The sequence below is a fragment of the Agarivorans sp. QJM3NY_29 genome, assembly GCF_050870835.2.
In the GTDB taxonomy this organism is placed as follows: domain Bacteria; phylum Pseudomonadota; class Gammaproteobacteria; order Enterobacterales; family Celerinatantimonadaceae; genus Agarivorans.
This window is the reverse complement of record NZ_CP194036.2, coordinates 4,152,053-4,175,809: the sequence shown is the minus strand read 5'-3', so window position 1 is coordinate 4,175,809 and position 23,757 is coordinate 4,152,053. Positions and strand designations below refer to the sequence as shown.

At 45.9% G+C, this 23,757-nt stretch carries 19 protein-coding genes; 11 read left to right on the top strand and 8 right to left on the bottom strand.

Annotation, left to right across the window (positions count from 1 at the left end; all coding sequences use genetic code 11):
- The first annotated feature begins 184 nt into the window (after positions 1 to 184).
- Positions 185 to 592: an 8-oxo-dGTP diphosphatase MutT gene (gene mutT, locus ACRRS0_RS18810; protein ID WP_432456052.1), complete on the top strand. Its 408-nt coding sequence runs from the start codon at positions 185 to 187 to the stop codon at positions 590 to 592.
- A 5-nt stretch (positions 593 to 597) separates the two neighbouring features.
- Here the strand turns inward: mutT and yacG are convergent, their stop codons facing one another.
- The 8 genes from yacG to nadC all read right to left on the bottom strand — a co-directional run bounded on the left by yacG (position 598) and on the right by nadC (position 7,704).
- On the bottom strand, positions 598 to 798 hold the full coding sequence (gene yacG / locus ACRRS0_RS18805) for a DNA gyrase inhibitor YacG (RefSeq protein WP_432456053.1): 201 nt from the start codon (positions 796 to 798) through the stop codon (positions 598 to 600).
- The gene (gene zapD / locus ACRRS0_RS18800) at positions 798 to 1,538 is read right to left on the bottom strand and encodes a cell division protein ZapD (protein WP_432456054.1); all 741 of its coding nucleotides are present in this window, start codon (positions 1,536 to 1,538) and stop codon (positions 798 to 800) included. Before zapD ends, yacG begins: the two co-directional genes overlap by 1 nt.
- Before the next feature lie 56 nt (positions 1,539 to 1,594).
- Positions 1,595 to 2,197 (bottom strand): dephospho-CoA kinase, encoded by a 603-nt coding sequence (gene coaE / locus ACRRS0_RS18795; RefSeq protein ID WP_432456055.1) that lies wholly within the window; start codon positions 2,195 to 2,197, stop codon positions 1,595 to 1,597.
- 43 nt (positions 2,198 to 2,240) lie between these two features.
- Positions 2,241 to 3,119, bottom strand: a complete 879-nt coding sequence (locus tag ACRRS0_RS18790) for a prepilin peptidase (RefSeq protein ID WP_432456056.1) — start codon at positions 3,117 to 3,119, stop codon at positions 2,241 to 2,243.
- A gap of 1 nt (position 3,120) precedes the next feature.
- The gene (locus tag ACRRS0_RS18785) at positions 3,121 to 4,365 is read right to left on the bottom strand and encodes a type II secretion system F family protein (RefSeq protein WP_432456057.1); all 1,245 of its coding nucleotides are present in this window, start codon (positions 4,363 to 4,365) and stop codon (positions 3,121 to 3,123) included.
- Between the two features lie 74 nt (positions 4,366 to 4,439).
- Positions 4,440 to 6,143, bottom strand: coding sequence for a type IV-A pilus assembly ATPase PilB (gene pilB, locus ACRRS0_RS18780; protein WP_432456058.1), 1,704 nt, complete (start codon positions 6,141 to 6,143; stop codon positions 4,440 to 4,442).
- Between the two features lie 15 nt (positions 6,144 to 6,158).
- A complete protein-coding gene (locus ACRRS0_RS18775; RefSeq protein ID WP_432456059.1) occupies positions 6,159 to 6,614 on the bottom strand; it encodes a pilin in 456 nt (151 codons plus the stop codon).
- A gap of 247 nt (positions 6,615 to 6,861) precedes the next feature.
- Positions 6,862 to 7,704 (bottom strand): carboxylating nicotinate-nucleotide diphosphorylase, encoded by an 843-nt coding sequence (gene nadC / locus ACRRS0_RS18770; protein ID WP_432456060.1) that lies wholly within the window; start codon positions 7,702 to 7,704, stop codon positions 6,862 to 6,864.
- Positions 7,705 to 7,849: 145 nt separating this feature from the next.
- Here nadC and ampD point away from each other — a divergent pair, with 145 nt between their 5' ends.
- From ampD to ACRRS0_RS18720, 10 genes are all read left to right on the top strand, one after another.
- Positions 7,850 to 8,407, top strand: coding sequence for a 1,6-anhydro-N-acetylmuramyl-L-alanine amidase AmpD (gene ampD / locus ACRRS0_RS18765; protein ID WP_432456061.1), 558 nt, complete (start codon positions 7,850 to 7,852; stop codon positions 8,405 to 8,407).
- A 75-nt stretch (positions 8,408 to 8,482) separates the two neighbouring features.
- Positions 8,483 to 9,337 carry a regulatory signaling modulator protein AmpE gene (gene ampE, locus ACRRS0_RS18760; protein ID WP_432456062.1) on the top strand — a complete coding sequence of 285 codons (855 nt, stop codon included), beginning with the start codon at positions 8,483 to 8,485 and terminating at the stop codon, positions 9,335 to 9,337.
- A gap of 524 nt (positions 9,338 to 9,861) precedes the next feature.
- The gene (gene pdhR / locus ACRRS0_RS18755) at positions 9,862 to 10,626 is read left to right on the top strand and encodes a pyruvate dehydrogenase complex transcriptional repressor PdhR (protein WP_432456063.1); all 765 of its coding nucleotides are present in this window, start codon (positions 9,862 to 9,864) and stop codon (positions 10,624 to 10,626) included.
- Positions 10,627 to 10,674: 48 nt separating this feature from the next.
- Complete coding sequence (gene aceE, locus ACRRS0_RS18750) at positions 10,675 to 13,332, top strand: pyruvate dehydrogenase (acetyl-transferring), homodimeric type (RefSeq protein ID WP_432456064.1); 2,658 nt, start codon at positions 10,675 to 10,677, stop codon at positions 13,330 to 13,332.
- 12 nt (positions 13,333 to 13,344) lie between these two features.
- Positions 13,345 to 15,213 carry a pyruvate dehydrogenase complex dihydrolipoyllysine-residue acetyltransferase gene (gene aceF, locus ACRRS0_RS18745; protein ID WP_432456065.1) on the top strand — a complete coding sequence of 623 codons (1,869 nt, stop codon included), beginning with the start codon at positions 13,345 to 13,347 and terminating at the stop codon, positions 15,211 to 15,213.
- Between the two features lie 132 nt (positions 15,214 to 15,345).
- Positions 15,346 to 16,776, top strand: coding sequence for a dihydrolipoyl dehydrogenase (lpdA, locus tag ACRRS0_RS18740; protein ID WP_432456066.1), 1,431 nt, complete (start codon positions 15,346 to 15,348; stop codon positions 16,774 to 16,776).
- Positions 16,777 to 16,851: 75 nt separating this feature from the next.
- Positions 16,852 to 19,071 (top strand): patatin-like phospholipase family protein, encoded by a 2,220-nt coding sequence (locus ACRRS0_RS18735; protein ID WP_432456067.1) that lies wholly within the window; start codon positions 16,852 to 16,854, stop codon positions 19,069 to 19,071.
- Positions 19,072 to 19,303: 232 nt separating this feature from the next.
- Positions 19,304 to 21,901: a bifunctional aconitate hydratase 2/2-methylisocitrate dehydratase gene (gene acnB / locus ACRRS0_RS18730; RefSeq protein WP_432456068.1), complete on the top strand. Its 2,598-nt coding sequence runs from the start codon at positions 19,304 to 19,306 to the stop codon at positions 21,899 to 21,901.
- 240 nt (positions 21,902 to 22,141) lie between these two features.
- A complete protein-coding gene (locus tag ACRRS0_RS18725) occupies positions 22,142 to 22,960 on the top strand; it encodes a winged helix-turn-helix domain-containing protein (RefSeq protein WP_432456069.1) in 819 nt (272 codons plus the stop codon).
- Positions 22,961 to 22,970: 10 nt separating this feature from the next.
- Positions 22,971 to 23,318, top strand: a complete 348-nt coding sequence (locus ACRRS0_RS18720; protein WP_432456070.1) for a YacL family protein — start codon at positions 22,971 to 22,973, stop codon at positions 23,316 to 23,318.
- Positions 23,319 to 23,757: the final 439 nt, after the last annotated feature.

The following is a 23,757-nucleotide window of genomic DNA, read 5'->3' as shown; positions in this document are numbered from 1 at the left end:
TAGTTATGCTGTAAAAAGGAGAGCCTTGGCTCTCCTTTTTGTTGATGTGAGCTGCGGTTTAGATTGTGCTTGTGAGCGTAGCTCTTGGGGGGAGGTTGGTTATATGCGCCACGAGAGTAAAATTCGGTGTCGTTTTTGGTTTAGACGCGCCGTCAACGGTTAAGGGCCAAATTTGGGAGTAGCAATGAAAACAGTCAATGTGGCGGTAGGGGTTATCTTCAAGCAACAACAAATTTTGTTGAGCTTAAGGCACCAAGCGCAGCATCAGGGAGGAAAGTGGGAGTTTCCCGGAGGAAAAGTTGAGCCAGAAGAAACGGTGCTTGAAGCTTTAGCCCGTGAGCTAAAAGAAGAACTGCTGATCGATATTGATGTGAGCAGCTGTAAAGCGTTGACACGTATTGAACACGATTATGTCGATAAACGTGTGTGTTTACACGTTTATACCATTGAACGCTTTACAGGAGAGGCTCAAGGCGCAGAACAGCAGGAAATACGCTGGGTGATGGCAAAAGATTTGAGTGATTACACTTTTCCTGAGGCAAATCTTGCTATTTTGCAGGCGATTGGGCGCTTAGAGACGAATCAGAGCTGAGGCCGTTAAAACTCCCAGCTGTCAGGTTTATCTTCATCTTCTACAATATGCTGTCCGGGAATGGCCTTCTCTTGGTTTGCCCATTCCCCTAAATCGATGAGTTTACAGCGCTCACTACAAAAGGGTCTGAACTCGCTACTGCTTTGCCAGATGACGTCGTCGTTACAAGTGGGGCATTTAACTACTGGGGGATTTTGGTTTTTCATTAGTTGATCTTACAGCAATAAAGGCGGCAGTGAATATTGTCTATTTCTAGATTGGCCGCACTGATGAATTTGATAGCAAAGCGGTGTTTATGTCCGCTCACGGTTGGATAGGCTTGATAGTCGGTATCGACTTCGATCCGTAATAGACCACAGTGTTGTGCTACGCCTTGATAGAAGCCCTTGTTGGCAATCACTTCAATGGCTTGATGTTGCTCGCGGACAAGTTTGAGCAGCTGCTTAATTGCTTCAACGACCATTTGAAAGGGTTGTAGCCACCCTTCTACTTGAGCTCTAAGCTGTGACGGTGGTTGATTTAGCCAGTAGTGAAGGTAGGGAAGATCAAAACTACTATTCCCGCCCGGTAAGGCTAAACGTTGGCGAATGCTGGCTAATAAACGGTCATTTTTAAGGTGGTCGCTTACGCGAACATGTTTACTGATGGCTACCGATAGACTTTTAACCTCAAGGATTAGCTGCTCTATTTTGCTGGTATCAACATTTGGCATGGATGCCCATTGATCTAGTTTTTCGGTTTGAGTCGCTAAATCTTTGAGTAAATCACTGCGCCATTCACAGCGTTCTAAAACTTCGGCAACTTCAAACAAAATCCGAAAAAATTGCTGTTGTTGCAAAGGGTGTTGCAGGGGTTTAGCCAACATGAGTTGCTCAAATAACTGCTCTAAGCGTAAGTAGTTTCTTACTTTCTCATTTAAAGGGTGCTCGAATATGAGTGCGGCCATGACGATTCATTACACTAAGTTAAAGTCTTATCTAAACTAGTGTACCCACTGATCTTTCAACTGTCATGGCTTTTGGCAAGATTAAGGTAAATGCGGTGAAATTCCTTTACTTTGTCGCCTAATAACGACAGTTCGCCATCGTTTACGATGATATCTGTGGCGGCGGCGAGTTTAGCCTCTCGATCCATTTGGGCACCAATAATTTGCTCGGCTTGGTTTTGATTGACCTTGTCACGCGCCATGGTTCGGGCAATTTGTAGGGCAACTGGCGTATCGATCATGAGCACTCGATCGACAAGTTTATCCAGCTTGTTTTCTAGGAGTAACGGGGCAACCAAGATCTTGTAGGGGCCTTCTGCAGCGTTAAGCTGTTGTTGCATTTGTTGGCGGATTAGTGGATGAAGCAACTGGTTCAGCCAAGTTTTTTGTTCGGGCTCACTAAAAATAATTTTGCGTAATGCGGCTCGGTCCAATTGACCATTCGCAAGCTGTAGCTGCGGGCCAAAGTGCTTGATGATCTGATTGAGTGCTGGCTGGCCGGGTTCAACCAATTGCCGAGCAACAACGTCAGCATCCACCACCGCCACTCCAAGCGCTTCAAACAGGGCGGATGCTTGACTCTTACCGCTGGCGATGCCGCCAGTTAATCCAATGATCATGCACGGAGCCCTCGTGTGCGATGCTCGGAGATGAGGCCCGCCATCACGCTAAACCGATGTAGTTGAAGTACCAATCTTGAATACTCTGGCCAAAAAATAGATAGGCAACGGCAGCAATTGCCAAGTAGGGACCAAAGGGAATCGGTTTTTGTTGTTGATGTCGGCCGAACAAGATCAGTGCAATGCCAATACCCGCGCCGATCAGTGATGATAACAGGATGGTTAGCGGTAGGGCCTGCCAACCAAACCATGCGCCAATCATCGCCAATAGCTTAAAATCTCCGTAGCCCATGCCTTCTTTGCCCGTCAGTAGTTTAAACAGCCAAAATAAGCTCCATAAGAAACCATAGCCAATTGCTGCGCCGAGCACCGCACTTTCAAGGCTGACAAAGCCCCCAACGAGATTCAGCAGCAGGCCAAACCACAGGCCGGGTAGGGTGAGTTGGTCGGGCAAATACATGGTATCCAAATCGATTAAGGCTAAACACAGTAGCAGCATGCAAAAGATACTGGCAAAGATGAATGGCAAGCTAAAACCAAACTGCCACCAGCAGGCTAGGGTTAAGGCCGCACACGCTGCTTCTACCAATGGATAACGGATACTGATTGGCGCTTTGCAGTTGGCACACTTACCGCGTAGTAGCAACCAACTGATGAGTGGAATATTTTGCCAGGCCAGAATTAAGTGATGACAGTGCGGACAAGTTGAGCGCGGTAGCGCTAAATTATAAGTTTGGGGAGAAACTGGCGTATCGCCATCAAGCTCATCGGCTAAAAACTGCCGGCACTCTTGTTTCCATTGTCGCTCGAGCATCACCGGTAGGCGATGGATCACCACGTTACTAAAAGAGCCGATACACAGCGCGACTAACAAACAGAAACCCAGCGCTAAGGCTGGGTAAAATTCAATGAACTCTTGCATTTTAACCGACGACCGATCCCAGTTTGAAAATAGGTAAATACATGGCCACTACCATACCACCAACTAATACCCCAAGCACAGCCATAATCAAGGGTTCGATTAAGCTGGTGAGGCCATCAACCGCGTCATCAACTTGCTGTTCATAGATATTGGCGACTTTATCGAGCATGCTATCTAAGGAGCCAGATTCTTCGCCAATCATCACCATCTGGGTCACCATATCGGGAAAGATGTTGACGGTACGCATCGCCACATTCATCTGCATCCCACCGGTGACTTCCACCCGGATGGCGTTGATAGCATTGCGGTAGACGACGTTACCAGAAGCACCAGCTGCGGAGCGCAGCGCATCGATTAGCGGGATCCCGGCGGCAAAGGTGGTAGACAAGGTGCGCGCAAAACGGGCCATTGCAGCCTTGTGTAAGATGGGATTAATCACCGGAATTTTTAAAATAAAGCGGTCGGTGGCATCTTTCACCCCCTGCGAGCGGCGAAAGGCTTGCACATAGCCAAAGCCTGCCGCAAAAATACCACCAAAGATAAACGGCCAATAATCCTGCAGGAAGCGTGAGATCCCAATAACGAACACCGTGAAGGCTGGGAGTTCGGCATTAAAGCTGGCAAAAATTTCTTCAAACTGGGGGATCACAAATAGTAATAAAATGGTGGTCACGATGATGGCGACGATGATTACCGAGACTGGATAAAACATCGCCTTCTTAATTTTGGACTTCAGCGATTCGGCCTTTTCTTTATAGATGGCCACCCGATCATAAATCGTCTCGAGGGCTCCACTTTGCTCCCCGGCATCGATCAGGTCACAGTAGAGATCGTCGAAGTAGCGAGGATGTTTACGCAGGGCTTCGGAAAGTGGGGTGCCTGATTCTACTTCGGCGCTAATCTCGCCGATCAGTTGGCGCATCGCCGGCTTTTCGACACTCTTGGCGATAATGTTAAAACTCTGCACCAGTGGCACGCCAGCCGACAGCATGGTGGCGATTTGCCGAGAGACCACCGCGATGTCCATCGGCTTGATCTTATTACCCAATTGGCTAAGAAAACTCTCACTTTTTTTCTTGATTTTGGTAACGGTGATGCCCTGGCGACGCAGGTCGGCTCGTACTTGACTGATCGTCTCGGCTTGATACTCGCCATTCACCTTACCGCCTCGGCGATTAATCCCACTCCAGCTAAAGGCATTGATTTTTTTTACGGCGACTTTACGCTTGGTGTTTGTGGCGGCCATAACATCCCTGCAAACAATGAGTCTTAAAACATAGGTTTAATTTATCAAATAATTAACGGTGCCGTTTGGGTGAATCATACATTTGTGACTCGCTCGACTTCTGCTAGGCTGGTGACGCCTAAACGGGCTTTTTCTAAGGCGGACATGCGCAGCGAATACATCCCCTCGTTAATCGCCTGTTCGGCGATTTGAATGGAATTACCTTGCTCCATAATCAGTTTAGCAATTGCACTGCTCATGGGCATCACCTCGTAAATCCCTACTCGTCCCTTATAACCGCCGGTACACTTATCACAACCCTGGGGTTCAAATAATTGAACTCCTGCGCTGATTTGGTCTTGATTAAAGCCGATTTGGGGTAATAAATGGGCCTCGATTATCTTCGATTTTTTACAGTGTTCACAGAGTCGTCGCGCCAAACGTTGGGCGATGATCAAGCTGACCGAGGATGCGATGTTAAAGGCCGGGACCCCCATATTCAGCATCCGGGTCAGGGTTTCGGCGGCGGAATTAGTATGCAGGGTCGACAGCACTAAGTGGCCAGTTTGCGCCGCTTTAATCGATATTTCTGCGGTTTCTAAATCGCGGATCTCCCCAACCATTACCACATCAGGATCTTGACGTAGAAAGGCGCGTAGAGCGCTGGCAAAGCTTAGTCCGGCGCGATTATTAATCTGTACTTGGTTAACCCCTGGCAGGTTAATCTCCACCGGATCTTCGGCGGTGGAAATATTAATTTCACTGGTATTGAGAATACTTAAGCCAGTATACAACGACACGGTTTTACCGGAACCGGTGGGGCCGGTGACTAAAATCATCCCTTGCGGGCGAGCTAAGGCGTCTAAATATAGCTTTTTTTGTTGCTCATCGTAGCCAAGCGCGTCGATGTTTAGCTTGGCCGCCGAAGAGTCGAGGATCCGGATCACGATTTTTTCGCCCCACATGGTGGGCAGAGAATTCACCCGCATGTCGATAGCCTTGTTACGGCCGGTCTTGAGTTTGATTCGACCGTCCTGTGGTAGTCGACGTTCGGCGATGTCCATTCGCGCCATTACCTTGAGTCGCGCCGAGAAGCGATTGGCCAGGTTAATCGGTGGGCTGGCGATTTCGTGTAACAGTCCGTCGATGCGAAATCGGATCCGGTATTTATGCTCATAGGGCTCAAAGTGTAAATCGGAAGCGCCCCGGCGGATCGCATCCATCAAGATCTTATTGATATAAACTACGATGGGCGCATCGTCTTGTTTATTGGTTTGCTGCTCATCGAGGCGTGAGCCTTCCTCACTAACCTCTAAATCGTTGATCTCCTCATCGGATATCTCGCCTAAATCGAGGTTGGCGCTGTCATCGACTAGCGATTGAATGGCGTTAAATAGCTTGTTTTCTTCAACCAGTAGCGCTTCGACGTGCAGGCCGAAGCTAAAGCCAAAATCTTCGAGGGCGGTCACATTGCTGGGATCGGCCATTGCCACATACAGGGTCTGTCCCTGGCTATAAACTGGCAAGACGTGGTGTTTAAAAATCAATTTTTCGTTGAGATATTTCTGCGGGATTTCACTCAGCTCGATGGCATCTAAATCCAGTAGCGGGATGCCAAATTGGCTTTCACAAAAATCCGCCAGCTGTTTGCTGGAGAGCAGTTCATTCTCGACCAATACGCTGGTAAAAGCACGCTGCTCTTGCTTACTGCGTTGATACAGCTCAGTGAGGCGTTGTTCTTTGTCGGGAAAAGAAACGGCCAAGCTGGAAGCAAGGCCGTTGAGGTAATTGTCTGCCATAGTTAAGGAGCTAATTTAACAATAACCTGCAGCTACACACGTACTAACCGCACCAGTGGCTTCTTTATCCCAAATTACTCTTTCTTTTACAATAGTTGGAGTTAGTATTAAAGTTTTACTATCAACGTCTGAAGTACCAGTTGCTGTAATTACACCGTTACTAACTGCGATGGTAGAAATAGAGCCTGTCGGATCGTCTGTTGCTGCGAGCGCAGTCGGAATGCCATGAGCGCCTGCGTTACATCCTGTTAAGGTTCCTTCTGTTGCATGGCAAAGTTCTACTTTGATCTTGTAAGCTTGGGTTGCAGCTGACACATTGGCGAATTTGGATTTTTTCACATATTCGTTATAAGCAGGCAGCGCGACTGCCGCTAAGATGGCTACGATGGCAACTACGATCATTAATTCGATGAGCGTAAAACCGCTTTGTTTGTTGGCTACTTTGATTTGAAGGTTTTGGACTGTTTTCATTGCGTCTTTCCTTTACACAAGTTTTAAGTTGTTTATCTACCGTTTTATTATCGGGTTGCAATAAATTAACGCCGTTAATTCAGCCACATCCCTTACTGTACGGTGCTGCAAATCTATACTGATTAAAGCACACGAATGTTATAAGTATAGTTATTTTTAGAAAAAGACAATTAAATCGTGATCTTAGCGGGGCTTTGATTTGAGAGGCTGTAAATGTATTTATACAGCCTTGTTTCACTAATCGATGTTATTCGGCGACAAAGCGCATACTTAGGTCTAGCGCCTTGACATGTTTGGTTAAAGCGCCTACCGAAATATAGTCAACGCCTGTTTCGGCATACTGGCGAATGGTGCTTAGGGTCATATTGCCAGAGGCCTCTAACTTTGCTCGGCCCTGGTTGAGCTCAACCGCTTGACGCATCAACTCGACGCTGAAATTATCTAACATTACCACATCGCTGCCTGCATCGAGCGCTTGGTTTAACTCGTCGAGGTTTTCCACTTCCACTTCCACTTTTTTCCCCGGTGACAACTGGCGCGCCTTGTCTATTGCAGCTTTAATACTGCCACAGGCCATGATGTGGTTTTCTTTTATGAGAAAAGCATCGAACAGTCCGAAACGATGATTATGGCCGCCGCCGCAGCGAACCGCATATTTTGAGGCAAAGCGTAAGCCCGGTAGCGTTTTTCGGGTATCCAGTAATTGGCATTGGGTGCCAGTAAGCAAGTCACAATAGGCAGCCACTTGCGTGGCAATTCCGGATAGGGTTTGAATAAAGTTGAGTGCACAGCGCTCACCGGTTAATAAAATCCGCGCAGGACCACTTAAATAGCAAAGGCTTTGGTTTTCGACAACCTTGTCGCCGTCTTCAACCAACCACTCTATGCTGACTTGTCCACCGAGTTGGCGAAACACTTCATCGGCAAATTGGCGACCCACAAATACCGCATCTTCGCGGCTGATAATTTTAGCCTTACTGACTTGTTGTTCGGGAATCAGCCCCGCGGTGATATCTAGCTGCGGGTCTAAGTGACTTAAATCTTCAATGAGGGCTGCGCTGACATTAGCGCGCAATTGTTCGAGGTTCATGCATCGATTCTCTGATAGTTGCGATAGTGATGATGGTTTGTAGAGTATATACCCTAGCATGTAGCGCATTCTAACTTAGAAGGCTTAAGCTTGCATGGGCAAATATTGGCTTTATGATAAGCGAGTTGTCAGGCGCTATTGTTTTATGGCTAAGGAGAGAGTTTTGCAGATTAATCAGCAGCATCAACTGGTACAGGCGCAGCAGCTGCCAAGCCCATTTCATAATCAGCGACCCGAAGATGAGATCAGCCTATTGGTTGTGCATTGTATCAGTTTGCCACAGGGTGTTTATGGCAATGGCTATGTTGATCAGCTGTTTAGCGGTACTTTAGATAGTAGTGCAGAGCCGAGTTTTGCCGATTTAGCTGGCTTAGAGGTCTCTGCGCACCTGTTGATTGAGCGTGACGGTCAATTGAAACAATATGTACCATTTAATCGGCGCGCTTGGCATGCTGGGGTATCGACTTACCGTGGGCGGGAAGCTTGCAATGACTTTTCCATTGGGATTGAATTAGAAGGAACCGACCATAGCGCCTTTACTCAGGCTCAATATCAAGCCCTGGTAGCGGTGACTCAAACACTATTGGCTCATTATCCACAAATGAGCAAGCAAGCGATTGTTGGGCATAGTGAGATAGCGCCGGGAAGAAAATCAGATCCCGGAGAGGCGTTTGATTGGGAGGCGTATCTCGCGGCTTTATGAGCGCGCTTGGTTTGCCATGAGAATTGACTTACTATTTGTTTGCATGACAGACATTTATGGAGAGCAATCAATCAGATGTCATTAATATCACTATTATTAGCATTAAGTTTAGAGCGGGCCAGACGGATTGGTGCTAATTGGTGGTGGCAGCATGTCTTTCATTGGTGGTTGCAGCGCTTCGATAGTAAGACGGCATTTTGGCAAATTATGATGACGGTGATCTTCCCCACCGGATTGCTTGCGGGTTTGCAGTTTAGCTTAAGCGGTTGGTTATTTGGTATTCCTAGTTTGTTGTTGTGGATCTTTGTGCCGTTATTTACGCTAGGTTGTCCACCTTTACAACAGGCTTACCGGGACTATTTACGTTTAGCTGCCGCAGGTAAGCAACAGGCTTGTCTCGAATTTAATCAATTATTGCTCCATCAAATGCATCCCATGCATCAAGTAGAGGAGAATCAGCCCTTGGCTGTCTCCACCGGAACGCAACTGATGTGGTTGAATTATCGTTATTATTTTGCAGTGATATTTTTCTATGTACTGGCGGGGCCCGCAGGCGCGGTATTTTATGGCTGTTGTCGTAGCTTATATTTGCATAAGAGCACTGAAGTTCAGGCTTTGTCTCCTGCGGTGAATGTGTTTATGCATTATATTGATTGGTTGCCAAGTCGCTTGGCGAGTCTGTGTTATTTAACGGTTGGTCATACTCATCCCGCGCTGCCGATTTGGTTGCGCTCATTAACCGATCGCCAACACAGCAATGGTTACTGGTTAAGCAAGGTGGCGGTTGCCGCTGAGCTTTCCAATAGCGATTTAGTGAGCGACATGTTATGCGTGACAACCACCAGTCGTTTTGTGAGTCTGGCTAAACATGGCATCTTATTGGCGATTGCGGTGATTGCCGCACTCACCATTGGTGGATGGTTGATTTAGGATTCTAGCCTGCAAGCCGTAGAATTTTGTTTATCGATTGGGGGCGCAGATCAGCGCATTGATTTGCCTCAGGCGAAGCGCTCGTTGTTGATTAGCTTTTATTGCGAACAAGTCAAATCGAATTAAACAGATTAAGCAGCAGTGAAGTCGATGGCGTTCATCACAATGGATTCATTTCATCCGGTTATTTGCAGCACTCGCTGTGCTTAAATAAATCACAAATATACACGACCAGCTCTTGTTGAAGTACTCCGAGGTTTTGATTGACTGCTGGTGGCGCATAACGCGACGACATATTTATTTCACATTATCCCCCTATCTTTGGTTTTGTTGTTACATCGTAGTGATCTATATCACAAAAAAAGGTCTGACCAAGTATATTTGTACGACAAATGTATTTACAATGAATTGGCTTTGTTGTGGGGCTATTTGATGTAGATCAATTTTTCTAGACAAGGTGTTTCCTATTTGTTAATTTGCTTCGGGTAAATTGGTAATACCAATCATTAACTAGATGGAAATAGATGAGCTACCAACGAATTAAGCCGCTAAAACTTGCTGAAGTGATTGCAAAGCAACTGGAGCGAATGATCTTAGAAGGTAGTTTACCACCAGGAGAACGCTTACCTGCGGAGCGAGAGCTGGCGAAACAGTTTGACGTGTCTCGGCCATCTCTGCGTGAGGCGATTCAGCAGTTAGAAGCAAAAGGTTTAGTGGTTCGTAAACAAGGGGGCGGGACCTATGTACAACAAAAGTTGCGCGAAGCCTTAACCGACCCTTTGTTTGAGTTGTTGGCGAGTCATGATGAAAGCCAACTTGATTTACTAGAGTTTCGTCACGCCGTTGAAGGCATTTCAGCTTACTACGCTGCGTTACGCGGCACTGAAGCCGATTTGGAAAAAATCCAAGTTTGTCATGAGAAAATTGAACTTGCCCAACAAGATGGAAATACGGCCAATGAAGCAAAAGCAGTCTTAAGTTTTTATGAAGCGATTACCGAAGCTTCACATAACTTAGTGTTGTTTCATTTAATTCGAGGTTTAAGCCCACTGTTGGAAAAAAACATCATGGACAATTTTCAGGTTTTGTATCGGCGTCCAAATGTTGCGGAGAAAATCCGTTACCACCGCGGCTTGATGCTACAAGCTATACTCGATAGCAAACCTGATGATGCCCGTGAAGCCTCACATAAACATTTGGCGTTTATTGAAGAAACGCTATTGGAAATCGAGCGAGAAGAGAGCCGAGTTGAGCGCTCTAATCGTCGTTTAAAACAATTGAAAGTTTAGCCCAAGCTTCGGTTTGGATAATCATAAATTACTGATAAGGAAACAGCCATGTCAGAGGTACTGAAGCATGATATCGACTCAGTCGAAACTGCTGAGTGGATAGATGCCATAGAATCTGTGATCAAAGAAGAAGGCGTAGAGCGTGCCCAGTTTTTGTTAGAGCAGGTTATCGCTAACGCTAAGATTGATGGTTTATCTGCCGCTGGCGGGGCCATTACCACGGATTACATCAACACTATTGCGGTTGGTGAACAGCCTGAATACCCTGGTGACAGCGTGATTGAACGTCGGATTCGTTCTATCATTCGTTGGAATGCGATTATGATTGTATTGCGTGCTTCTAAAAAAGACTTAGACCTTGGTGGCCATATGGCTTCTTATCAGTCTTCAGCGGCCTTTTATGAAGTTTGTTTTAACCACTTCTTCCGTGCGCGTAATGAGCAAGACGGTGGTGATTTAGTTTATTATCAAGGGCATATTTCTCCAGGGATTTACGCTCGAGCTTTTGTTGAGGGGCGTTTAACTGCCGAACAGCTTGATAACTTCCGCCAGGAAGTGGGTGGTAATGGCCTGAGCTCTTATCCGCATCCCAAGTTAATGCCAGAGTTTTGGCAGTTCCCAACAGTATCGATGGGTCTGGGTCCTATTTCTGCGATTTATCAAGCTCGTTTCTTAAAATATCTGACAGGACGTGGTCTTAAAGATTGTACCCAACAACGGGTATACGCCTTCTTGGGTGATGGCGAGATGGATGAGCCAGAATCACGCGGCGCTATTTCTTTTGCTGCACGCGAGAAGTTAGACAACTTATGTTTCTTGATTAACTGTAACTTGCAGCGCCTTGATGGTCCGGTTATGGGGAACGGTAAAATCATTCAAGAGCTTGAAGGCCTATTCAGAGGCGCTGGCTGGAATGTGATTAAGGTTGTTTGGGGGAGCGAATGGGATAGCCTACTGGCTAAAGATAGTTCCGGTAAATTATTGCAATTAATGAACGAAACCATTGATGGTGATTACCAAACCTTTAAGGCTAAATATGGTGCCTATGTGCGTGAGCACTTCTTTGGCAAGTACAGCGAAACCGCTGAGCTAGTTAAAGACATGTCTGACGATGAGATTTTTGCCCTGCGTCGTGGCGGACATGATCCAGTTAAGCTTTACGCCGCCTTTGATAAAGCACGTAATACTTCAGGTGTTCCAACGGTTATTCTAGCTAAAACCGTGAAAGGTTATGGCATGGGCGAAGCCGCACAAGGTAAGAATATTGCGCACGGCGTGAAGAAAATGGATATGAACTATGTTCAGCAGTTCCGCGATCGTCTCGGTGTTGATGTGAGCAATGATGATTTACCTAGTTTGCCTTACATTGAGTTAAAGCCCGGCACTCCAGAGCACGATTATTTGCATGCTCGCCGTAGCGAATTGAAAGGTTACACGCCAACTCGTTTAACTAAGTTTAGCCAAGCTTTAGATATTCCCGAGTTGAGTGAGTTTGATGCCTTATTAGGTGAACAAAAACGCGAAATCTCAACTACGATGGCTTACGTTCGAGCCTTGAATGTGATGTTGAAGAACAAAGGTATTGGCAAAAATATCGTACCAATTATTGCCGATGAAGCGCGTACTTTTGGGATGGAAGGTTTGTTCCGCCAAGTGGGTATCTATAATCCAGGTGGTCAGGTTTATACTCCGCAAGATAGAGAGCAGGTGTCTTACTATAAAGAAGATACCAGCGGTCAGGTCTTGCAAGAAGGGATTAACGAACTGGGGGCGATGAGTTCTTGGGTTGCAGCTGCAACGTCATACAGCACTAACGATGTACCCATGATCCCGTTCTACATTTACTACTCTATGTTTGGTTTCCAACGTGTCGGTGATATGTGTTGGATGGCCGGTGACCAACAAGCACGTGGTTTCTTATTGGGTGCTACGGCAGGTCGAACCACCTTGAACGGTGAGGGCTTGCAACATGAAGATGGTCACAGCTTAATTTTAGCGAATACCATTCCAAACTGTCTTTCTTACGACCCAAGTTTTGCTTTTGAAGTGGCGGTTGTATTACAAGACGGTTTACGTCGGATGTACGGTGAGCAAGAGAATGTTTATTACTACTTGACCTTAATGAATGAGAATTACCATCAACCTGCGATGCCAGAAGGTGCAGAAGAAGGTATTCGTAAAGGTATCTACAAGTTTGAAAGTAATCAGGGTAGTAAAGCCAGTGTTCAATTACTGGGTTCAGGTACCATCATGCAGCAAGTATTAAAAGCGGCTAAGGTATTAAGCGAAGAATACGATATTGCGTCTGATGTATTTAGTGTGACTTCGTTCAACGAGTTAACTCGTGAAGGGCAAGCGATTGAGCGTTCCAATATGCTGCACCCTGAAGCTGCTGAGCAAGTTCCATTTATCACCGAAACTTTAAGTGATTTGCCAACAATAGCGGCTACCGATTACATGAAGCAATACGCTGAGCAAGTTCGAGCCTATGTGCCGGGTAGCTATAAAGTTTTGGGAACTGACGGTTTTGGCCGCAGTGATAGCCGTGAAAACTTGCGTCGTCACTTTGAAGTGAATGCCGATTATATTGTGGTTGCCTCGCTAGCTGAACTAGCCAAAGCAGGTACTGTTGATAAGAAGTTAGTTGTTGAAGCAATTGAAAAATATGGCATCGATGCTGACAAAGTTAACCCTCTCTACGCGTAAGGGCGAAGTGATATGAGTATTGAAATTTTTGTACCTGATATTGGTGCCGATGAAGTCGAAGTGACCGAAGTTCTTGTCCAAGTAGGCGACAGTGTAGAGTTAGAGCAATCGCTTATTTCGGTTGAAGGCGACAAAGCTGCGATGGAAGTTCCGGCATCGCAGGCTGGTGTGGTGAAAGAAATTAAAGTTGCGGTGGGTGACAGTGTTGCCACCAACAGCTTGATTATGATTTTTGAAGCAGCAGGTAGTACCGCTGCGGAGGCCTCAACTGAGGCGGCTGCTCCAGTTGCAGCCGAGCCTGCAGCCAGTGCGGTCGAGCCTGTTCATGTTCCCGATATCGGCGATGATGAAGTAGAAATTACTGAAATCGCAGTGAAAGTGGGTGATGTGGTTGAAGCGGAACAGACCCTGATTTCTGTTGAAGGTGATAAAGCGGCGATGGAAGTTCCTGCGCCTATCGCCGGAACCGTGAAGTCGATTAGTGTTGCAGTTGGCGATAAGGTGACCACCGGTTCGTTGATTATGGAATTTGAAGTGGCGGGTAGTGCACCTGCTGCTAGCGCTCCTGTTGCAGCTTCTGCGCCAGCAGCCCCTGCCGCGAAACAAGAACAACAAGTCGTTATTCCAGATATTGGTGATGATGAAGTTGAAGTGACTGAAGTTGCGGTCGCGGTCGGTGACAGCATTGAACTGGAGCAAACTTTAATTTCGGTTGAAGGCGACAAAGCGGCGATGGAGGTTCCGGCACCGTTTGCTGGCGTTGTGACTGCACTTAAGGTTGCTGTTGGCGATAAAGTGAAAACGGGTTCGTTGATCATGCTGTTTGAAGTAGAAGCGGCCGCTCCTGAGGCTCCAGCTCCAACAGTCGCCCCAGCAGCAGCGCCTGCAGCGGCGAAACCAAGCCCAGCACCAGTGGCGGCTTCAGCATCGGCGCAGGCCAGCGAATTTGTCGAAAATAACGCTTACTTCCATGCCTCTCCGGTGATCCGCCGTTTAGCCCGTGAGTTTGGCGTTGATCTCGCTAAGATTAAAGGCTCGGGCCGTAAAGGCCGCATCGTTAAAGAAGACGTACAAGCTTATGTCAAGCAAGCCGTTAAACTATTAGAGTCGGGCGCCAAGGCTGGCGGCGGTTCTGGTATGGACGTTATGGCGTGGCCAAGTGTAGATTATTCGAAGTTTGGTGAAGTGGAAGAAGTGCCACTTTCCCGAATTCAGAAAATATCGGGCCCTGCACTGCACCGTAACTGGGTTAAAATTCCACACGTTACTCAGTTTGATGAAGCTGATATCAGCGAAATGGAAGCTTTCCGTAAAGAGCAAAATGTGATTGCTGAGAAGCAACAAATGGGGTTCAAAATTACCCCGTTGGTGTTCATGTTAAAAGCTGCTGCGAAAACTTTGGAAAGCTTACCCAAGTTTAATTCGGCTTTATCGGATGATGGCAATAGCCTAATTATGAAGAAGTACATTCATATTGGTATTGCGGTAGATACGCCAAACGGTTTAGTCGTACCGGTGGTCCGTGATGTCAATAAGAAAGGTATTTATCAACTCTCTGAAGAGCTGGTTGAGATTTCTAAGAAGGCACGAGCGGGTAAGTTGACGGCTTCAGATATGCAAGGCGGCTGTTTTACTATTTCTAGCCTAGGCGGAATTGGCGGAACGCAATTTACACCTATTGTGAATGCGCCAGAAGTGGCAATATTAGGGGTATCGCGTAGCGAGATGAAGCCAAAGTGGAATGGCAAAGACTTTGTGCCTAAGTTGATGTTGCCATTGGCATTATCTTACGACCACCGAGTGATTGATGGCGCTGATGGTGCTCGTTTCATCTCTACGCTGAGTGGTTTATTGGGCGATATTCGCCGATTAGTACTTTAGTCAGTTGGGCTGGGTGTTTTGCATCCAGCTCTTCTTTTTTATCGTGATTAACCGTAAACTCAGTTGAGCTGTATGTACGAATACAAATACCCTACAGCGGCTTAACAACATAACAATACCAAGAGGTCATCGATGAGTAAGGAAATTAAGACCCAGGTGGTAGTACTAGGAGCAGGCCCTGCAGGTTACTCTGCCGCCTTCCGTGCTGCTGATTTAGGTTTGGAAACTGTAATTGTAGAACGTTACGCAACCCTTGGCGGAGTCTGTTTAAACGTAGGCTGTATTCCATCAAAAGCATTATTGCATGTTGCTAAAGTGATTGAAGAAGCAAAATCGCTGGCCGAACATGGCATCGTTTTTGGTGAGCCTCAGACTGACATTAATAAAATCCGTACCTGGAAAGAGAAAGTGATTAGCCAGTTGACGACTGGCCTTTCTGGTATGGCTAAAATGCGTAAGGTTCAAGTTGTACAAGGATTGGGTAAATTTACTGGCGCAAACTCTTTAGAAGTTGAAGGTGAAGAGGGTGTCACTACCATTAACTTTGACAATGCGATTATTGCCGCAGGCTCGCGTCCTGTGAAGTTGCCATTTATCCCGCATAACGATCCGCGCGTATGGGACTCAACTGATGCTTTAGAGCTGAAAGAAGTTCCGGGTAAGTTGCTAGTGCTAGGTGGTGGTATTATTGGTCTAGAAATGGGCACAGTATATGGAGCCTTAGGCAGTGCAATTGATGTTGTAGAATTTGCTGACCAACTAGTTCCAGCTGCCGATAAAGATGTAGTGCGGGCATACACCAAGAAGGTGAAAAGCAAGTTCAACATTATGCTAGAAACGAAAGTGATAGCCGTCGAATCGAAGACCGATGGTCTATATGTGACTTACGAAGGTAAGCAAGCGCCACATGAGCCGGTGCGTTACGACGCTGTATTAGTTGCAGTAGGTCGGGTTCCAAATGGTCTTGGCTTAGATGCGGAAAAAGCCGGTATCGAAGTGACGGAGCGGGGCTTTATCGAAGTGGATAAACAGCTGCGTACTAACGTACCACATATTCATGCGATTGGTGACATTGTGGGTCAACCGATGTTGGCGCATAAAGGGGTGCACGAAGGCCACGTGGCTGCGGAAGTGATTTCTGGTAAGAAACATTTCTTCGATCCTAAAGTTATTCCTTCGATTGCTTACACCGAGCCAGAGATGGCATGGGTTGGTTTAACCGAGAAAGAAGCCAAGGCGCAAGGTATTAACTACGAAGCCTCGGTGTTCCCATGGGCCGCTTCTGGTCGTGCGATTGCTTCTGATTGTCCCGATGGGATGACCAAAATGATTTTTGATAAAGAATCAGGTCGAGTGATTGGTGGTGCCGTTGTGGGGACTAACGGTGGTGAATTACTCGGTGAAATTGGTTTAGCAATCGAAATGGGTTGTGATGCCGAAGATATTGCCTTGACCATTCATGCTCACCCAACTTTACATGAGTCGGTTGGCTTGGCTGCTGAAGTATTTGAGGGAAGTATTACCGACTTACCAAATGCTAAAGCCAAGAAAAAGAAAAAATAGACCGAAAACCTCTAAATATATAGTTTAATAAAGGCAGCCTCGGCTGCCTTTATTGTTTTTATTTTCAAGGAATGAATGATGCGGACGCTATGCAATAGCTTGGTTTTTCTGGTTTTGGTGAGTGTCTCGTCCAGCCTTATGGCTCGACCCAAAATCGGTTTAGCCTTAAGTGGAGGAGGTGCAAAAGGTGCCGCTCATCTTGGTGTGATTCAGTTACTTGAAGAATATCATGTGCCCATCGACTATGTCGCAGGCACCAGTATGGGGGCGTATTTTGGAGCGATGCTAGCAATGGGCTACAGCGCTCAAGAAATTGAGCTGCGCACTTTTGCGCTGAATTGGGCACGTGGTTTTGTGGATGATGTGACGCGCAGTGAACTGTCGTTACGCAGCAAGAAACAGCAAGATAATTATCAGATCCCACTTCCGATAGGATTGAATAAGCAAGGTTTGCAGATGCCTAAGGGGGCAGTGCAGGGGCAAACCATGGCTGAATTATTAAGAGATGCAAGTGGTAATTTGGAGGCGCTGAGCAGTTTCGATCAATTAGCGATTCCCTATCGCGCGGTTGCTACCGATATGGCGACGATGCAGCCTTATATCTTAGGTCGCGGCGATTTGGCGGTGGCAATGCAGGCTAGTATGTCGGTACCAGGGGCGCTTCGTCCTGTAGAGCTGGATGGTAAGTTATTAGCTGATGGTGGGGTTGTAAATAACCTGCCAGTCGATGTGCTGCAGCAGATGGGCGCAGATATTATTATCGCGGTAGACATTGGTGACCACCTTAAACCACAAAGTGAATTGTCTACCGCGATGGCGATGGTCGACCAGCTATCGACCTTCTTGACTCGTTCCGGCACCGAGCGGCAAATAGCATTGCTTGGTCCTGATGATCTGTTAATCAGTCCAGACATGAGTGGCATCGATACCGCTGACTTTGGCTTGATGCCGCTAGCGGTCGAACGCGGTAAGCAGACCGCGCGTGATCACATCGAACAATTAGCTAAACGTTTAAACTTATCTGCACCAGCTGAAGACTATGCTAAGTATCAACAACAGGTGGCTCAGCGACGGGCACAATTGAAGCTGCATGAGCGCTTCCTCGTCAGTCGGGTTGAGTTAAATAATCATTCAGCTTTAAGTGACCAAGTGATATTAACCCGTTTGCAGCTGCAAACCGGGGAGTTGTTATCGAAGGCCGAATTGGAACAGCGGATCCGGCAACTATATGCTTTGGGTACCTTTGAACGGGTTGATTACCGGATCAGTAGCGACCATGGCGATAATGTCATCTACCTCGACACCCAAGAAAAAAGTTGGGGACCTGGCTATTTCGATATGAAGTTTGCGTTACAAGAGAACTTTGTCGATCGAACCGAGGTTAATTTGGGCTTGGGGTTTAGCTTAAGCAACTTAAATGATTTAGGGGCCGAATGGCGAAGCGAAATCGAGATGGGCGAGATAAAACGAGTCTTTACTGAGTTTTACACGCCAATGAGTGATAATTTGCGTTATTCCTGGGCTCTTTCAGCTGAATATGAAAAACGCAGTCGCCGACTATATGACGAGATAGAAGGTAGTGAGTATCTTGATGCCGACTTTAGCGACACCAATTTAGCTAGCGAGCTGGCGTGGAATCGAAGACCTTGGCAGGAATGGGTGATGGGGGTCGCGGTTACACGAGGGGAGGTTAAAGCTGCAAGTGTGAATGCAGCGGCTAATTATTGGTTGTACGGGCCTTACTTCAGCTTTAGTTTCGATACCTTAAATAGTTGGGCCTTTCCTACGGACGGTAAATTATTTGAGGCCAGCTTGTATATTGATCACGAAAATATTGATGACTACTCCAGTGCTTTTGCGCCTAGCTTTGAGGCGCGCTGGAAATTGCCCTTTGGTCAAGATCAACATCATTTTAATTGGTTTGGTGAATACGGTAGTACCGGTAGTGACTTTATTATTCCAACTGACGCCCAAGATTTAGGCGGCTTCTTACGTTTATCGGGTTTTCAATATGAACGCTTATCTGGTCGTTATAAGGCTTTGAGTGGTTTGATGTACTTTTATCAGTTGCACGATTATCAATCCCCGATATTGCAGGCACCGATGTTTGTTGGTGGTTCTTTGGAAAATGGTGGTGTTTGGAACGAGTCCGCAGATATCTCTCTGGGGAGTTCAATTTGGGCCGGTAGTGTTTTTGTCGCCTTAGATACCAGCTTATTGGGCCCTGTGGTCTTGTCCTATGGGCATAATCGGCAACAGCAATCCTTATATATATTTATTGGCAATGACTTCTAAAAATCCACTAAATGTGAACAAATTGTAACTTTTAGCTCTGTGGCTAAAGTATAATATTAATCTTAATCTATTGTTATATAAGAGTTAAATGATTTTACTGGCGTTTTAGCTATGAGCGTTATATTTTAATTTATGGTTAAAAAGGCTATAATGTCAGCCTGTTCGCCAGCCATATCTATGGCATATGAATACGGATATCCCTTAGGGGCATTATTACAATAAGGAGTGAGTCGTGCTAAAAAGCTACCGTAAACACGTCGAAGAGCGTGCTATTGAAGGTATAGTACCTAACCCCCTCAATGCTGAACAAACTGCCGGATTGGTCGAGTTATTAAAAGCTCCCCCTGCTGGCGAAGAAGCATTCTTACTAGATTTATTAGCCAATAGAATTCCACCAGGTGTTGATGAAGCCGCTTACGTTAAAGCAGGCTTTCTTGCTGCTGTAGCAGCCGGGGAAGTTAGCTCACCTATTGTGTCTCCGAGTTACGCTACCGAGTTATTAGGCACTATGCAAGGTGGCTATAATATCCAACCTTTAATTAGTTTGCTCGAGAACAAGCAACTCGCTCCGATTGCGACTAAAGCATTATCACATACCTTATTAATGTTTGATGCCTTTCATGATGTGGAAGAAAAAGCCAAAGCGGGGAATTCTTTTGCCCAGCAGGTGATGCAAAGTTGGGCCGATGCCGATTGGTTCCTGAGTCGTCCTCAAGTCGCCGAAAAGTCTACGTTAACGGTATTTAAAGTGACTGGCGAAACCAATACCGATGACTTATCTCCAGCCCCCGATGCGTGGTCGCGCCCTGATATTCCCCTACATGCGCTGGCGATGCTGAAAAATGCTCGTGATGGTATTGAGCCCGATGATGCAGGTAATATCGGTCCGATGAAACAAATTGAAGCACTTAAACAGAAGGGCCATCCTTTAGTTTATGTGGGTGATGTTGTGGGAACCGGATCTTCACGTAAATCGGCAACTAACTCAGTATTGTGGTTAATGGGGGATGATATTCCTTATGTTCCTAATAAACGGGCTGGTGGTTTTTGTTTAGGTGGAAAAATTGCACCAATCTTCTTTAACACCATGGAAGATGCTGGAGCCTTACCCATTGAGCTTGATGTTGAAGCGCTGAATATGGGGGATGTGATCGACATTTACCCATTCACTGGAGAAGTAAAAAAAGCTGGAACCGATCAGCTGATTACGACTTTTGAACTGAAAACCGACATATTGCTCGATGAAGTTCGCGCTGGTGGTCGGATCCCACTGATTATTGGTCGTGGCCTAACGGATCGTGCGCGTATAGCAATGGGTTTGGCGCCTTCAGAGGTATTTAAGCGTCCGCAAGATGTTGTCGCTTCTAGCAAAGGTTTCACCTTAGCGCAGAAAATGGTCGGTAAAGCCTGTGGTGTTGACGGTATTCGTCCCGGTCAATATTGTGAACCTAAAATGACGACTGTTGGGTCACAGGATACCACTGGGCCAATGACCCGCGATGAGTTAAAAGATTTGGCTTGTTTGGGCTTCTCTGCAGACCTCACTATGCAGTCTTTTTGTCATACTGCTGCCTATCCAAAACCAGTTGATGTGACCACTCACCATACTCTTCCCGATTTCATTATGAATCGTGGTGGCGTGTCGTTACGCCCAGGGGATGGGGTGATCCACTCTTGGCTAAATCGGATGCTGTTGCCTGATACCGTGGGAACTGGTGGGGATTCGCATACTCGTTTTCCTATTGGTATCTCATTCCCTGCGGGTTCTGGTTTAGTTGCGTTTGCGGCCGCGACTGGCGTGATGCCCTTAGATATGCCTGAATCTATTTTGGTTCGTTTTAAGGGAGAAATGAAACCGGGGATCACTTTACGAGACTTGGTACACTCGATCCCTTATGCGGCAATTAAGTCTGGTTTGTTAACGGTTGAGAAGCAAGGTAAGAAAAATGCTTTCTCGGGTCGTATTTTAGAGATTGAAGGTTTAGAGAACTTAAAAGTTGAACAAGCCTTTGAGCTATCTGACGCTTCAGCAGAGCGCAGTGCTGCGGGTTGTACCATTAAATTGGCGAAAGAGCCGATTATAGAGTACTTAAACTCGAACATTGTGATGCTGAAATGGATGATATCCGAGGGTTATGGTGATCGTCGGACCATTGAGCGACGTGTGACTGCGATGCAAGAGTGGATCGCTAATCCAGAGTTGATGGAAGCAGATAAAGACGCTGAATATGCTGAAGTGATTGAAATCGATTTAGCCGACATCTCTGAGCCAGTACTGTGTGCGCCTAATGATCCGGATGATGCGCGTTTGTTATCAGACGTTGCAGGGCAAAAAATCGATGAAGTTTTCCTCGGTTCGTGTATGACTAATATTGGTCATTTCCGTGCCGCAGGTAAGTTGCTCGATAAGCATAAAGGTGCGCTGCCAACTCGGATGTGGGTTGCGCCACCGACAAGGATGGATCAAAAACAGCTTACTGAGGAAGGTTACTATGGTATTTATGGTCGTGTAGGCGCACGTACCGAAATACCGGGTTGTTCTTTGTGTATGGGGAATCAGGCTCGTGTTGCCGATAATTCTACGGTAGTTTCAACCTCTACTCGTAACTTTCCAAATCGTCTTGGCACCGGGGCCAATGTATACTTGGCATCGGCCGAGTTGGCTGCGGTTGCAGCTATTTTAGGGAAGTTGCCTACACCAGAAGAGTATTTAACTTACGCGAAGCAGATCGATGCAACGGCTGCTGACACTTATCGTTATTTAAACTTTGATCAAATAGGGGACTACACCAAGGTGGCGGATGAGGTGATTATTCAAACCGCAGTGTAAATTAAATGCCGTTGTTCACTAAAACGCAGCTTAAGGCTGCGTTTTTTTTGCTTAATTTATAAAAAAATCATTAGATTTACTGTCGAAATAGTATATTTTTGTAAAACATTTAATGATAAATCATAAAATTTTCATAATAAACGATATTATACACTACCGATGTTGGATAACTTTAGCATTTACTGGTATAAAGGGTGGGCTAGACTTGACTAGCTCATTTGCTTGCTTTTGGGAAACAATATGTCCTTTAATGATGTTGTTATAGTCGGTCCTTTGACCGTAGATATGAGTCAAAATAGTATTGCGTTTAAGGATAAAAGTGCCTACTTGGGACCATTAAGAACCCACCTGTTGGGATATTTGTGTAAACACGTGAATCAAGTTGTTGGAAGAGACGACTTGTCTGACGCCGTATGGGGGCGCAGCGTTTCCGACCATACGATTAATCAGCACATATCCCAGTTACGTAAGGTGATTACCACTTTAAATAATACTGATTTAACTATCGCAACGATTCCAAAGAAGGGCTACATTGCGCGTTGTGAAACGCTTGCTAAACAAGCCAGCAGTAAACCTGAGTTGGTGGTGACTCAGCCGAAGGCTTTATTGCTTAGTGATCTGAAAACTTGCCAATTGGTTCGAACGATGAAAAGTGAAGGCGAGCTGAAAGGCCTCGATACGTTTTCCGACATTGCTCGCTTACCAGAACATTTAATGGTTAATGAATACCAAGTCATTATTGTTGATATGGATCTACCGCAAGGTGCTGGGCCTCAGTTGATTAAAACTACCCGTACTGGCCAAAGCTTACTTAGTTCTGATATTGCAATATTAGCTGTATCCTCTGAAGCTAATAATCAACTACTTGGATTTAATGTATTAATGGACGTACAAGGCTTAGTATTAAAGCCATTCAATGGTGCGTTACTTGAAAAACAGATTAAATCAGCTATGTTGACTCGTTTTAAACTGAAGCCAAATGCTGCTTATGAGTTAGTGCCTACTTTGCTTCATAGTCGTGTCGAGGTAAGCTTACAGACACCCTGTATATGTAATTAGATTAAAACTTATGGAATTGACAATACGCCGTTCTTTAGACGGCGTTTTTTTTATTGATTGTGGAGACGAACAACGCTGCTTTTCGATGTGGTTGGAGCGTGAGCTTAATCATGATCAGCATTTTGTTCAGCATTTGCTTGAACAGCTTGAATCATTAAAGGCCTTAGATGAACTGCGTATCGATAGTGCTGAGTTTCGGTTTGTAGCAAACCTTGATGAAGTCGTGATTTCGATATCGACCGATGGCATCAGCGAGTCATCGCAAGCTTTCGAGCATGAATTGAACCTTGATACCGCGCAGAGTGCCTGTGGATATGAAGATTTCATTGCCTTGTTACAGGCCATCATTCGCTATTAAAGGGCGTTATCTGGCAACTATCTTATGACTGGTATCCAGAAGATGGTTTGCCTAATGAGGTGTTTGAGGGCTTGTCTTAAGGTTCAGAGCCCTCAACTAACTATATCTGCGATTTAACATCAATAAAGCTAATTTTTATTGTGATAGTTTTTCAACTTGGATGCTTGAGTCGTTCAAGCCACCCCCCCGTTTGCTTTCTCGTGCTAAATTGTTCCTGCGACGGTTCAGTTTTCTCCTGGGTTTATGCTAGAAGCTGTCACCTTTCTTCTATTTGAGATCTTTGTATAGATCCTCATCTAGGACCCTTTCCTATTGATTGACTTAGCGACTTCATTCGAGCTTGTTATTTGGCTCATATTTCCATCAATGACAGCCAAGTGCACTTAATTAGTGCTTGTCAATGGATACCTGCGAAAGTGTGACCCAACTTGGGTCAAGC

What these genes read in the sequence shown, in the direction of transcription:
- ACRRS0_RS18720 (WP_432456070.1), top strand. Translation starts at nt 22,971, where the DNA reads ATGGAATTGACAATACGCCGTTCTTTAGACGGCGTTTTTTTTATTGAT.
- mutT (WP_432456052.1), top strand. Translation starts at nt 185, where the DNA reads ATGAAAACAGTCAATGTGGCGGTAGGGGTTATCTTCAAGCAACAACAA.
- pilB (WP_432456058.1), bottom strand. Translation starts at nt 6,143, where the DNA reads ATGGCAGACAATTACCTCAACGGCCTTGCTTCCAGCTTGGCCGTTTCT.
- nadC (WP_432456060.1), bottom strand. Translation starts at nt 7,704, where the DNA reads ATGAACCTCGAACAATTGCGCGCTAATGTCAGCGCAGCCCTCATTGAA.
- lpdA (WP_432456066.1), top strand. Translation starts at nt 15,346, where the DNA reads ATGAGTAAGGAAATTAAGACCCAGGTGGTAGTACTAGGAGCAGGCCCT.
- ACRRS0_RS18785 (WP_432456057.1), bottom strand. Translation starts at nt 4,365, where the DNA reads ATGGCCGCCACAAACACCAAGCGTAAAGTCGCCGTAAAAAAAATCAAT.
- ACRRS0_RS18735 (WP_432456067.1), top strand. Translation starts at nt 16,852, where the DNA reads ATGATGCGGACGCTATGCAATAGCTTGGTTTTTCTGGTTTTGGTGAGT.
- ampE (WP_432456062.1), top strand. Translation starts at nt 8,483, where the DNA reads ATGTCATTAATATCACTATTATTAGCATTAAGTTTAGAGCGGGCCAGA.
- ACRRS0_RS18775 (WP_432456059.1), bottom strand. Translation starts at nt 6,614, where the DNA reads ATGAAAACAGTCCAAAACCTTCAAATCAAAGTAGCCAACAAACAAAGC.
- ACRRS0_RS18790 (WP_432456056.1), bottom strand. Translation starts at nt 3,119, where the DNA reads ATGCAAGAGTTCATTGAATTTTACCCAGCCTTAGCGCTGGGTTTCTGT.
- yacG (WP_432456053.1), bottom strand. Translation starts at nt 798, where the DNA reads ATGAAAAACCAAAATCCCCCAGTAGTTAAATGCCCCACTTGTAACGAC.
- pdhR (WP_432456063.1), top strand. Translation starts at nt 9,862, where the DNA reads ATGAGCTACCAACGAATTAAGCCGCTAAAACTTGCTGAAGTGATTGCA.
- ACRRS0_RS18725 (WP_432456069.1), top strand. Translation starts at nt 22,142, where the DNA reads ATGTCCTTTAATGATGTTGTTATAGTCGGTCCTTTGACCGTAGATATG.
- zapD (WP_432456054.1), bottom strand. Translation starts at nt 1,538, where the DNA reads ATGGCCGCACTCATATTCGAGCACCCTTTAAATGAGAAAGTAAGAAAC.
- aceE (WP_432456064.1), top strand. Translation starts at nt 10,675, where the DNA reads ATGTCAGAGGTACTGAAGCATGATATCGACTCAGTCGAAACTGCTGAG.
- ampD (WP_432456061.1), top strand. Translation starts at nt 7,850, where the DNA reads ATGGCTAAGGAGAGAGTTTTGCAGATTAATCAGCAGCATCAACTGGTA.
- aceF (WP_432456065.1), top strand. Translation starts at nt 13,345, where the DNA reads ATGAGTATTGAAATTTTTGTACCTGATATTGGTGCCGATGAAGTCGAA.
- coaE (WP_432456055.1), bottom strand. Translation starts at nt 2,197, where the DNA reads ATGATCATTGGATTAACTGGCGGCATCGCCAGCGGTAAGAGTCAAGCA.